Source organism: Sagittula sp. MA-2, assembly GCF_030126985.1.
Lineage (GTDB): Bacteria > Pseudomonadota > Alphaproteobacteria > Rhodobacterales > Rhodobacteraceae > Sagittula.
In genome coordinates, this window is record NZ_CP126151.1 from 56,242 (window position 1) to 68,200 (window position 11,959).

Annotated in this window: 15 protein-coding genes; all 15 read left to right on the top strand. The window is 60.9% G+C overall.

Going from position 1 to position 11,959, the window contains the following annotated elements; all coding sequences use genetic code 11:
* Nucleotides 1–152: 152 nt before the first annotated feature.
* Nucleotides 153–506, top strand: coding sequence for a hypothetical protein (locus QNI11_RS26645; RefSeq protein ID WP_012187165.1), 354 nt, complete (start codon nt 153–155; stop codon nt 504–506).
* A gap of 43 nt (nt 507–549) precedes the next feature.
* Nucleotides 550–1,164, top strand: a complete 615-nt coding sequence (locus QNI11_RS26650; protein ID WP_283984082.1) for a lytic transglycosylase domain-containing protein — start codon at nt 550–552, stop codon at nt 1,162–1,164.
* Nucleotides 1,161–1,454, top strand: a complete 294-nt coding sequence (locus QNI11_RS26655) for a TrbC/VirB2 family protein (RefSeq protein ID WP_283984083.1) — start codon at nt 1,161–1,163, stop codon at nt 1,452–1,454. The genes QNI11_RS26650 and QNI11_RS26655 overlap by 4 nt, the downstream gene beginning before the upstream one ends.
* Nucleotides 1,447–1,725 carry a type IV secretion system protein VirB3 gene (locus tag QNI11_RS26660; RefSeq protein WP_008327373.1) on the top strand — a complete coding sequence of 93 codons (279 nt, stop codon included), beginning with the start codon at nt 1,447–1,449 and terminating at the stop codon, nt 1,723–1,725. Before QNI11_RS26655 ends, QNI11_RS26660 begins: the two co-directional genes overlap by 8 nt.
* Nucleotides 1,715–4,078: a type IV secretion system protein B4 gene (locus QNI11_RS26665; RefSeq protein WP_283984084.1), complete on the top strand. Its 2,364-nt coding sequence runs from the start codon at nt 1,715–1,717 to the stop codon at nt 4,076–4,078. The genes QNI11_RS26660 and QNI11_RS26665 overlap by 11 nt, the downstream gene beginning before the upstream one ends.
* The gene (locus tag QNI11_RS26670) at nt 4,075–4,242 is read left to right on the top strand and encodes a hypothetical protein (RefSeq protein WP_197918508.1); all 168 of its coding nucleotides are present in this window, start codon (nt 4,075–4,077) and stop codon (nt 4,240–4,242) included. Before QNI11_RS26665 ends, QNI11_RS26670 begins: the two co-directional genes overlap by 4 nt.
* A complete protein-coding gene (locus tag QNI11_RS26675) occupies nt 4,232–5,386 on the top strand; it encodes a lytic transglycosylase domain-containing protein (RefSeq protein WP_283984085.1) in 1,155 nt (384 codons plus the stop codon). Before QNI11_RS26670 ends, QNI11_RS26675 begins: the two co-directional genes overlap by 11 nt.
* Nucleotides 5,386–6,195: a type IV secretion system protein gene (locus tag QNI11_RS26680; protein ID WP_283984086.1), complete on the top strand. Its 810-nt coding sequence runs from the start codon at nt 5,386–5,388 to the stop codon at nt 6,193–6,195. Before QNI11_RS26675 ends, QNI11_RS26680 begins: the two co-directional genes overlap by 1 nt.
* 114 nt (nt 6,196–6,309) lie before the next feature.
* On the top strand, nt 6,310–6,963 hold the full coding sequence (locus QNI11_RS26685; protein ID WP_011102863.1) for a virB8 family protein: 654 nt from the start codon (nt 6,310–6,312) through the stop codon (nt 6,961–6,963).
* 101 nt (nt 6,964–7,064) lie between these two features.
* Nucleotides 7,065–7,760, top strand: coding sequence for a TrbG/VirB9 family P-type conjugative transfer protein (locus tag QNI11_RS26690; RefSeq protein WP_283984087.1), 696 nt, complete (start codon nt 7,065–7,067; stop codon nt 7,758–7,760).
* A complete protein-coding gene (locus QNI11_RS26695) occupies nt 7,757–9,136 on the top strand; it encodes a TrbI/VirB10 family protein (RefSeq protein WP_283984088.1) in 1,380 nt (459 codons plus the stop codon). The genes QNI11_RS26690 and QNI11_RS26695 overlap by 4 nt, the downstream gene beginning before the upstream one ends.
* 4 nt (nt 9,137–9,140) lie before the next feature.
* Entirely contained in the window at nt 9,141–10,127 is a 987-nt protein-coding gene (locus QNI11_RS26700; RefSeq protein ID WP_283984089.1) for an ATPase, T2SS/T4P/T4SS family, read from the top strand.
* Complete coding sequence (locus QNI11_RS26705) at nt 10,124–10,312, top strand: hypothetical protein (protein ID WP_283984090.1); 189 nt, start codon at nt 10,124–10,126, stop codon at nt 10,310–10,312. Before QNI11_RS26700 ends, QNI11_RS26705 begins: the two co-directional genes overlap by 4 nt.
* Complete coding sequence (locus QNI11_RS26710; protein WP_283984091.1) at nt 10,309–10,713, top strand: hypothetical protein; 405 nt, start codon at nt 10,309–10,311, stop codon at nt 10,711–10,713. The genes QNI11_RS26705 and QNI11_RS26710 overlap by 4 nt, the downstream gene beginning before the upstream one ends.
* Before the next feature lie 6 nt (nt 10,714–10,719).
* Entirely contained in the window at nt 10,720–11,799 is a 1,080-nt protein-coding gene (locus tag QNI11_RS26715; RefSeq protein ID WP_283984092.1) for a type IV secretion system protein, read from the top strand.
* The last annotated feature ends 160 nt before the right edge of the window (nt 11,800–11,959 follow it).

Genomic DNA, 11,959 nt, shown 5'->3' on the forward strand with positions numbered 1-11,959 from the left:
AGACGCCAATGGCCGTGCCTAGAGTTTGAGTAACCGAGATACAGCCGTATCTGCCGCATTATATCTTGCGGTTAATAATATACTATCGTAACTCTGGGCTTCAAGTGGGAATGCCCGGGCGTTGCGCGTTTGAAGAAAGCGTGAGCCGGGCCATGAACTGGGACATCGAAGCACCAAATGTGGTTACGGAAGCACGTTTCCGCGAACTCGTGGAAAGTGGCTATAGCGCTGAAATCCTGTGCCAGGAGTCGGCACACAAGAAGGGCCCGAGTTACTACGGGGTCTGGATCATGCGCGTCGTCTCTGACGAGGGCGTGGAGAAGCTGCTGGTCACGGCCCGCACCCGAACAACTTACAACGATATCAAGATCCGCGAATTCAAAACGATCACCGGCGTGGTTTCCTTCCTCATCGGGATCGGCTTCTCTCATGCCGATGTCCCGCTCGAGGAGGGCCAGCGGACAACGCACAAGCTGGCTGCAACCGACAAGGGCGGCAGCAAGTAGCCTTCTCCTTTTCTGGTATCTCGCGAGTCCAGCAACGGCACAGATGGTGCTGGTCATGGAGAGCGACGGCTCTCTGACCCCGTCCCGCTCCCAGGACAACTTTGCCCGCAATTACAATGACGGCATTGGACACGGTTCAGCGGCCGATGATCTGGCAATCTTTGGCGAAAGGGATGGTGAGCCAGACGACATCCAATTGGCAGCCCTCTCACGGCCTGCGCCCCTACCCCGCGCCGATATCCTCACGGCCATCGAGGCCACCGCCCTTCGCTACGCCGGTCATCCCGGGCTGCGGCGCACGGATCTCTCGGTTCGTGATTGGCTGACCCTCTACCGTGCCAATATCGAGGTTGAGAGCGCCTATCGACAGGATGCGGTCTCGAGCGCTGGCGCCATTGGCCTTGGTCAATTGATGCCCGCGACCGCGCGCGACCTCGGTGTTGACCCACGCGATCCGCTTCAGAACCTCGACGGGTCCGCCCGTTACCTCGCGACGATGCTGGAGACGTTCGGCGATCCGCGTCAAGCCCTCGCAGCCTACAACGCCGGCCCGGATGCAGTTTGGCAGTACGGCGGCATTCCCCCTTACCGAGAAACCCAGAACCACGTGGCCCGTGTCATGGCCGTCGTGGCCCGATTGGAAGGATCAAATTCATGAGACAGATTTCACACCTATTCGTAGCCTCTTTGGCGCTGTTCCTGCTCATTGCCGAGCCGGCCCTCGCGCAAAGCATCGATCTCTCGCCGATTCAGAGCCTTCTACAGGGCATCGTCGATGCGTTGACCGGCCCGCTCGGTGTGGTGATCGCCACGCTTGCCGTGCTGGGCGTTTTCTTGAGCTGGTTTTTTAACATCATCGATCTGCGACAGGCGCTCTGGGTGCTTGTCGGCATCGCCGGTGTTGCCGCCGCTCCCACCATCGTCGCCGCGGTCTTCGCCGGTGGCTGAGCGCTCACCCCTCTTTCTGGGTCTCGTGCGCCCGCCCAAGCTTCTGGGCCTGCCCATCATGTATGCGATGGTCTGGCTCTTTGGCTCGGTGCTCTTGTTCGTCTGGGTCCAGCACATTGCGGTGCTGGGCGTGGCCGCCCTGCTCTATCCCGTGCTTTGGAAGGCCGCAGACTGGGATCCGCGCTTCATCGACGTGATGATGACAGCCCTGCAGGAGACACCGCCGACGCGGAACCGCTCTATCCATGGCGGGGACAGTTATGCCCCGTGAAGTCGCGCTCGATCTCCGCACGATGACGCCCGAGTGGTATGCGCGCGAAACCCGCCTCGCGCATATGCTGCCTTACGTCAGCCTGGTCGATGACCGCACCGTGCGGACCCGGGTGAACGAGCTCTTCCAGTGCATCCGGCTCGACGGGGTCAACAGCTACACGACGGATGATGCTTATCTCGACAAAGTGACGGCGCTCTTTGCCCGGATCATCGCGCAGCTTGGGCCGGAGTTCAGCTACTACGTCCACAAGGTCTCGAAGGCGATCACGCCCGACCTCGAACCCGTGCGCGAGGACAGTTTTGCGGGAGACGTTGACCGGCTCTGGCGCGAGAAACTCGAGACCAGCGGATTGCGCGACAAAACCCTGACGCTCACTGTTATTCACCGCCCACCCCCCAAAAGCGTCCTGCCCTTCCTGAGCCGCAGCGCGCCGGACCGGCTGAAGGAGGCAACCGAGAAACGCCTGCGCCGTCTCGGCGAGGCCGTGAGCGTGTTCGTGTCAGGCCTGACGGAGCTGAATCCACGGGTGCTCACGGCCAAAAGCGGCGAGTTGATCGGCTTCCTGGGTGCCCTGAACACCGGCCAGGAACTGCCGCTCTATCCGGCAAACACTTACGGCTTTCTGTCCTTTAACGTCGCCAATACCCGGGTGACGTTTCAAGGCGATCACTTTGAACTTTCCGAAGGCGTCGTGGGACATCGCTTTGGAAAGAGCTTCACCATCGGGGAATACTCCGAAGCCACCTCCTGCACCATGTTCGACATGCTGAACCTGCCGGTCGACATGATCGTCACGCATTCCTTCACGCCGATCAATTCGAACCTCATGGCGGGCCGCATCAAGCGGCAAAGGCGCCAGATGCAGGCCAGCCAGGACGCCGCCCTCTCGCTCATGGAAGCCCTCGACATCGCCGCCGATGATCTGGAGGCCAAACGCCAGAGCTTCGGCGAGCACCACATGGTGGTAACGATCTTCTGCGATACGCTCGATGAATTGCAGACCCTTAGCGCCGAGATCGTCAACGCCGCCGCTGCCGAGGGCGTGAAAATGATCGGCGAGCGGGTCGCGGCAAAGGCGCATTACCTCAGCCAGCACCCCGGCAACCAGCCAAAGCGCGTGCGCGCCAGTGCGATCACCAATCGCAACTTCGCGGATTTCGCGGCTTTTCATCGGACGCAGCTTGGCAAACCGGCAGAGAAGACCCCCTGGGGCAAGGTCATCACCTATCTGCCCACGCCCGAACAAAGCGCCTACCGGTTTTCCTATCACGAAAAGGGATCGCCCGACAAAGAACCCACCAGCGGGCATACGCTGATTATGGGACGACCCGGGTCGGGCAAATCAGTGCTCTCGGCATTCCTCATGACACAGGCCCGTCGAGCAGGGGCGCGGATCTTCGTCTTCGACTACCGTCTCGGTATGGAGATGGTGGTCCGCGCCAATGGCGGGCGCTACGCGTCTTTGAAAGCCGGACAACCCACCGGCCTTAATCCTCTTTGGACCGAAACCGATAGTCGCGGCACGGCCTGGCTCTCGGATTGGCTCGCCGCGCTACTTTTTCGCGCAGACAAGCCGCTCACGCCGGCGCAGACCAACCGCATCCAGGAGGTCGTGCGTCAGAACGCGCAGGCCACGAACCCCGCCCTGCGCAACTGGCGGGATTTTGCATCGCTTTTTGTGTCCACCGACGATGGCGGCGATCTGCACCAGCGCCTTCTCGAATGGACCGAAGAGGGCCGCTACGGCTGGATATTCGGGCAGACCCTGGAAGACACATTCTCTCTGGAAGGCGATGTTGTCGGCTTCGATCTCACCGGCATTCTCGACAGTGAGGCCGAGAAAGAGCGCATGGCCGTCCTCTCCTATCTCTTCCGCCGGGTCGAGCGCGAGATCGAGGATCGCCGCCCCACCATCATCGTGATCGATGAGGCCTGGAAGGCGCTCGATAACGCGTATTTCGCGGAGCGGCTGTCGAACTGGTTGGTGACCGCGCGCAAGCAGAACACCGTCGCGGTGATGATGACGCAATACGCGAGCCAGCTCGAACGCACCCGGACCGGCAAGACCATCGTCGAGGCGGTGCCGACGCAGATCCTGCTCCCGAACATCCGCGCCCATGCCGCCGACTACGCGATGCTGAACCTCTATGAGAAGGAACTCGATGTGCTTCTCAACACCGGCAGCGACAGCCGCCTTGCGCTCATCCGCGACGACCAGGGCTCGATCGTCGTCGATGCCGATCTGAGCGCCCTCGGGCCAAATCTCACCATCCTCGGCGGCATGGAAAAAGGTGAAGCGCTCGTCGGCGCCGATTACCGCGACCGCCCTGATTTCTGGAGGCTATCATGACCCGTATCTTCTTGTTCTTTTCTGCGCTTGGTGTGTTGGCCTCCTGCGCCCAGTACCAGGAGCCACAGGCCAACTGCTTTACCTTCCTCGCCTCGACGGCACCCACAGCACCTGATTGCACCTTCACGCCCCTTGGCGCGCCGGAGGGCGGCATTGAAGTCTAAACTGCCCCATATCCTGGCGCTTTGCCTGCTGCCCGGTCTCGGCTTCGCCCAAGGTGTGCCGACCAATGACAGCGGGCTGACCGCGCGCGATATCGTCGAGACCGGCGACCGCGAGACCGACCTCGCCGTTCAAGTGGACAAGCTTTCCGTGCGTGAACTCATCGCCGAGATCGAACGCGCGCAATTGGCCACCCTGCAGCGCATCCTCGATGCCCAGACAAGTTTTGGCGGTCAGGGCTTGCCGGCCATGGTCTCAGGGCTGGAAAATGGTAGCGGCGACCCGGACCGCTCCGTCGAGGCCGTCTATGGCACGGGTGAGATTGATCCCAATCCCGGCGGCGCGCAGATGTTCGGGGACGCCGCGGAAAACATCGAGCAGCTCATCATCCGCGTGGCCCAGGAAACCAGCGGCTTTGCGGGTGTTGGCCGCGCGGGCCTCTCGCCCGTTCAGTGGCGGGCACTGTTGCAGGCGCTTATCTGGCAGGAAAGCCGTTTCACCATCGGTGCCCGCTCACCGGTCGGGGCCTTCGGCCTCACCCAAATCATGCCCGGCACCGCAAGCGATCTCGGCATCAACCCGGAATATTACGACAGCCCTTACCTGCAGGTGCATGGCGGCGCGCGGTACCTGGCGGCCCAGCTCAACACCTTCGACGGCAATGTCATCAACGCGCTTGCCGCCTATAACGCCGGACCGGGTCGGGTATTTGAGTATGGTGGCGTGCCGCCCTTTGCCGAGACCCAGCACTACGTCCAGGTCATCCCCGAACGCTACAATCTCTACCTAAGCCGCATCGGTGGGATCGAGGCGCTCGGCACGATCGATCCGGCGCTTCTAGCCAATGCGAACCTCTCAATCACCGGGCACGGCGCGGCTTTCTATGGCAACAACTCCCCCGCCGCGATCCGGCAAGCCGCCCTGCGCATCGCGGATATCGTCGAACGGATTTCCGAAACCGAAGACGTGCAAGAAAGCATCGCGCTCAACACCTATGCCCGCGCCGAACTCGTACGCCTCGTCGCGGCCCGCATCCGGCTACAGGCAGCCCGCACCCGCGTCCTCTCCGCCGAGGAACTGGCTCAAGCCAGCGCCCGCATGGTCGAGGGCGCGTTCATGGACTTCACGATCAGGGAGATAGATTGATGAGAGATTTGCTCGTGAGAACGGCCTTGGCCACAACGCTTGGGGCTTGCCTACATCTCGGCACCCTCTCCCCTGCCGCAGCGCAAGGCGTGCCGGTCGTCGATACCCAGAACATCGCGCAAAATATCCAGCAGCTCCGGCAGATGATCGAAGACGAGATCCTGCAAAACGAGCAGCTGACGCAGCTCCGCGAACAGCTTACCACACTCACGGAGCAACTCGCGGAGCTGCAAAAAACCTACGAGGCCCTCACTCGCCTCGCCGAACTGCCTGAAATCATCCGCACAGAAATGGAAGACGAGTTGAACGGCCTGCTCGATCAGGAGTTCGGCGACATCCTTGCCACGATTGAGGCGATTAAGACTGGGGATTTCTCCGGCCTGTCCGGCTCCGGTGCGGGCGAGATCGAAACCCAGATGGACCGGGTGCTGGCCGATCTCGGCTTTGACGACGACACCCTCTCGGAAATGGCCACCAGCGGAAATCCCGGGGCCAATCGTGTGGCGACGCAAGCCACGACCGCTGCGCTCGTCTCGGCCGCTGCCCAGAACAGCTACGAGGACGCGGGCCAATCCCTGGAACGCGTCGACCGGTTGGTCGGGCTGATTGATGACATGGACGAACTCAAGGAAAGCATTGATCTCAACACGCGCGTCACAGCGGAACTGGCCATTGCGCTGGTCGCCATGTGGCAACTCGAAGCCGTGCAAACCGTGGGTGACGGCACCGGCGGCGTCATCGATGCCGCCACCATCGCCGAGGAGCAGCGGTTTATGGACTTCACGCTGCCCGAGTTGCGGGCAGACTAGGGCGTTTCGAAATTGACCCAGAATATCAAATATCGGTTTTCGCGTTCGAGCGCAGCGAGAGGCAGCGAAGAACCGATGCCACTTGTTTCGAAACGCCGAGCGGGGTTGTGACAGGTGGCGAGTGAACAAGAAATCATCGAAGAAGAGCTGGTCTATGGTGCCCTGCGCCGTGAACGGCTCTGGCAGCGCCTTGGGCTCATCGGGCTCATCTTCGGCATTCTCGGATGCCTGAGCGCGGCGACTGTCGCAATCCTCGATGTCGATCCGCCGCCTGTGGTCGTGCCCTATGATCCCGCCACCGGCTTTGCACTCCCCGAAGCCTCGGTGGGCGCCTCCTCGGTGACCGCCAACCAGGCGATCATCGAGGCGGAAGTGTTCCGCTATGTGACCGACCGGGAGGTCTATAACCAACTCGACAACGATCTGCGCATCCGCAGCGTCCTGCGCCGCTCGGACGGAGCTGCTGAGAGCGGGTTGCGCCAGATCTGGAACAGCGCCAACGAAAACTACCCGCCGACCGTGTATGGCCCCAATGCCCGTCTCGACGTGGAAATCCTCAGCATCAACAGGATCGGTACGAACCGCGCCACCGTCCGCCTGCGCAAGCGCCTGACCTCCATCAATGGCGTCCAAACCGGGCTTTTCACCGCCACGCTTCTCTTCGAGTTCCGCCCCGAGACCCGCCGCTCCATCGATGAGGTCTGGACCAACCCCTTCGGCTTCACGGTCCTCGAATATTCCATCCGCTCCGACAGATTGGAGAATTAATGCGTTTCTGGAATTCACATCAAAGTATCTCGTCGCCAATGTCCCGAGAGCGCGCAGCGCGGCAGGGTATTGGCGACGCAACTCATTCCGGAAACGCATGGTTGTTCCGTAAGCTTTTTGTTGCTGGCTTGTTGGCCTTACTGCCCAGCCTTGCTTTCGCCGAAGCCATCCCGCGTGGCGGGCCCAATGACAATCGGGTGCGGCTGGCCACCTATCAGGAGGCCCAAGTCTATCGTCTCAATGTCTCGCTCACCCATGTGACGACAATCGAATTCGGTGAGGGTGAGAGTATCCGTTCGATCATCGCAGGCGACACGGAAGGCTTCGAGATCGACGGCGTCCCTGGTGGCCAAGCCTTCGCGATCAAGCCCGTCGCGCGCGGTGTCCATACCAACGTTACCGTCTACACGAACAGGCGGAGCTATTATTTCAACGTCCAGGAGACCCGCAGCCCAACCTTCTACGTGGTGCAATTCCGCTATCCGGACGACAATGCACGGCCCACACGCGCCATCGCGGCCCAAGCGCCGAACTACAATTACGGTGCCAGCGCGCGGACCGAGTTCACCCCCACCCGCGTCTGGGATGACGGGACGTTTACGTATTTCGAATTCCCACGGAATGCGCCCGTGCCCGCGATCTTCCGCTACGCGAATGGCCGAGAACGGACGGTCAACACACAAGCCACCGAAGATGGCGTGATCCGGGTTTCAGGCGTGAACCGACAATGGGTGCTGCGGATCGGGGAGGAGGTGGTCTGTATCGAGGCCACGCCGCCTGTGGGGGTCGGATCATGAGCGACACCGGAAACGCGGACCTCGAGAAACGCCTCGCTGCCCTCGAGCAAGGCAAAGGCGCGAGCTCACCCCCTGCCCCACGACGCTCGCCGCTGCTCGCTTTGGTCGTCGTCCTCGTGATCGGTGCCGGCGGTGCATTGCTATATCTCCTATCGCAACCGGAGGAAGAGGAAGCCCTGCCTACGGCTACGCCCGACGTGTTCCAAAACGAAGGCGACGGGTTTGGCGCCATCGAAACCTTGCCTCCGCCTGAGCCAGAGGTGGTGTTGGTCGCGCCGGAACCGGCCAAACCCAACGCCGAGCTTCTGGAGCAACTCGCAGCCCTTCAAGCGCAGATCGAAGAATTGCGCAACGCGCCCGAGCCGGTGGTTGAAGAAGATACCGCAGCCGCCGAAGCCATCGATGCGCTGACCGCCCAGATCGCCGCCCTGCAATCCGCCTCGGAAGCCGCACAGCAGCAGTTTCGAGACGAGCTCACCGCCCGTGATCGGGAATTGGAGCAACTCCGCATGGACCTTGAACTCGCGCAACTCGAGGCCAACCGCCCCCTGCCCGCGCCCATTGGGCCCACCGAGGACGAGTTGCGCGCCCGGGAAGAAGAACGGCTGCGCCTCGAGGAAGAAGCAAGACGTCTCGCGGAACTTGAACGCCGCGCGGCCGAGGAGCGCGCGTTTCAGGAGCGCCGCATCACCTCGCCCACCATCGCCTTTGGCGGCACCTCGGGCGCCAATGAGACGGCACTGACCGAGCGCACCTTTGGCGAGGTGACGGATTTCGTGCTGAATGGCGCGTTGCCCACTTCCGTCACGCAGGCGGAAGTTATTGCCAATCCGTCCAACACGATCATCCAGGGCACGATGATCCAGGCCGTCATGGAAACCGCGCTCGACAGCTCCCTACCCGGCCAGACCCGGGCCGTGGTCTCCGAGGATGTCTACAGCGTCGATGGCGCGCGCCTCCTGATCCCGCGTGGCTCCCGCCTCATCGGGCGCTACCGCGCGGGCGTCGATATCGCACAGCGTCGGGTCACCATCGCCTGGGATCGGATCATCCTGCCTGCGGGCCAGACCATCCAGATCAGCTCCTTCGGCGGTGATGAGTTAGGGCGTTCAGGTGTGACCGGCTTTGTCGATACGCGCTTCGATGAGCGCTTCGGCTCGGCAGCGCTGATTTCACTGATCTCCGCTGCACCAAGCGCCGCTGCAGCAAATGTTCAGGACGAGAGCGCCGCAGACGTGCTTCAAGACGTGGGCGATGATCTGGCTAACGCAACGGACAGCGTGATCGGCGACTACCTCTCCATCGGCCCCGTCATCTATGTCGACCAGGGCGCGCGCGTCACTGTGATGGTCGACCGAGATCTGGAGATATTCTGAGCCCATGTCGCTGAGTTATCTCCAGACTTCGCTTGATCGGATCGACGCCGCCGCCCGCGACGATGTCATCGAGATCTGCATCAACCCCGACGGCTCCTGCTGGGGAGAATTCCAAGGCGATCATTTCATGCGGAGACTGGGCCAGGCGTTGACCGCAACCGAAGTGAAGGACCTTGGCAACCAGATCGCCTCCTCCGCCAACACCACCATGAGCAAAGACCGCCCCATCGTATCGGTCTCGATCACCTACAAGGGCCGTCCGATCCGCGCACAGGTCATCACCCCACCTGCCGTGCTCTCGGCGATGTCGATCAGCTTGCGTTTCTTTTCAAGCCTGCCGCTTGATGGGATTGCGCTTGATTTCCTTTTTGGCAAAGAACGTAAACTCGAAGAGCTACGCCTCGAAAAAACGCACGAGCTCCGCGAGGTCGTGGCTGCTGGTATCATTGATGACGCCCTCACCTTCTGCGTCGAAAACAAGCTCAACATGATCGTCTCTGGTGGCACCTCCACCGGCAAGACCGTGGCTGCGCGCAAGATCCTCTCTCATGTGCCTGCTGACGAACGGATCGTCACCATCGAGGAAGCGGCCGAGCTTTTGCCGACCCAGCCGAATGCCGTGACCCTCATCGCCAATCGCGACGCGGAATTCCAGACCGCCGATGTGCTTCTCACCGCCACGCTGCGCATGCGCCCCGACCGGATCATCCTGGGCGAGGTGCGCGGCAAGGAGGCCATGACCTTCCTCGAAGCGATCAACACCGGTCATGGCGGCTCCATGACCACGCTCCATGCCGAAACCCCGCAACTCGCCGTGCAGCGCCTCGCGATCGCGGCACTTAAGACCGAGATCCCGATGACCTACACCGACATGATCCAGTACATCGAGAATTCCATCGACGTGATCATCCAGGCCGGTCGCCACGACGGCAGGCGCGGCATCACCGAATTCTACCTCCCCGGCGCAAATCAGATCGGAGCTTCCCAATGAAGACCTTTGAATATGAAATCCTGTTTTTCCAGGTGAAGAAGCAAAAGGACTACGACGCGATGCGAAGCGCTTTGAATGAGCGCGGAGCTGAGGGGTGGGAAGTCATTACAGCTGAAGCCGGTGACTACGGCTATACCACATTCTTGAAGCGAGAATCTGTGGCGGCGAAGGCGGCTTCAGAATGATGCGGTTCGTTGCGGCAGCAGGCTTGCTCGTCGTTCTTTGCGCAACCGCTGGAGTCGCTGAACGGACTCTGAACCCAACGCTCGACAACCAGCCGGATGTCTGCCCAGACCAGCCTCCCGAGCCACAGTGGATGCAAGACATCGATGTACGCGAGTCCCACAAACGGCTCCTGATTCAACAGATTTATCGGGCTCAGAGCATGCAACGCATCGTTGAAGCCCAAAGCTGTGAATGTCCTACGCGGTATCCGTCATGGAAGGCAGCTGAAGGCGTCTTCGTCGAGCATTTCGCCGCATCTGACTACTGGGACATCGTGGAAGCGACGTCAGATTACCGACGGCAGGCAAACGAGCTTCGGCGCGAAGCCATGCCAATCTGCGAAGCCGCTGGAAACTGGTAGGGCTTTATGAGTGTCGTCACCTACTTCGTGGAAACGGCTGAAGGCTATCTGAATGCCGCTGCCGAGACGCAATTCGGCGCGGTCGCCGCAACAGTCGGAGCGATACTGGTACTCGGTACCACGCTCGTTGTCATTCTGGTTTTCATCAACACGATCTACCAGTATCGCGCCATGGACGGGCGCACGGCCTTTTGGCTCGCCGTGAAAGTGGGATTGATAGGTGTCTTCGCGACAAACTGGGTCCAGTTCAACATCCTTGCTGCAGCGATCTTGAATGGAATCGACAGCATTGCAGGATCGCTTGTGGCGTCTGTCGGCGGCGGATCACCCGGTCCGTCCGGCACCTTTGCAGAGGAGTTTGATGACTTGATCGCTGCACTCGGCGACTATCTGAATGCTGCGGGGTCTGAGCTGAACTGGATGGCCGGTGCCCTGTTGGACACCCTCGGGGTTTTGTTGCTCTCGATCCTCGGTGGTTTGGCGGCATTCATTGTCGTGGCGTCCCGGCTCATGATCGCTCTGCTAATTGGCATTGCGCCGGTCATGATCTTCCTGACCCTTTTTGAAGTGACCAAGGATTATTTCGCGCGCTGGCTTTCGGCGCTGATTTCTTTTGCGATGTACCCCATCGTCGTAGCCGGCGTGTTCGCGACCATCACTGGTGTCTCGCGTGCACTTCTTGCTGAGTTGGGCGACCCGGAAGGCGCTTCCAACATCGGCGCGCTCATTCCCTTCTTCATGATGGTGCTCATGGCAAAGGGCTTCATCGTAGCAACGCCCTTCCTGGTTCGGGCGATTTCCGGAAACATTATGATGCCAGCGCTCTCTGCCGGGTTCGGCGGCAGCTATGCCTTTGCCCGAGGTCTCGCAGGCAGCCAACAAGTCTACAACCGGTACGCCATCGGAGGTGCGACTGGCGCGGAATACGCAGCTCTGCGCGCGCGACAATTCTTTGGTGTTCAAGCGTTGCCAACACGACCCAATACTGCGGGAGGGCCAACCGCTGCTCCTTCCGGCAACGCGACCGGCACAGGAGCCCGAATGCTGGCGCAGCTTTCAAGGTTGGGGAGGTTAGGCAAACGATGATGGCCCAAAACGAAGTCGATATCTGCGCATCCCATCAACGCAGCGGCGCTGGTTTTAAATGCACACCTTAGTCAGTACTAGAATTTTGGCGATGCCTATTGCGGGACACAACATGTTGTTGAAAGGCTATCCTCTATCAACTATGTTGAGAACAAAGCGT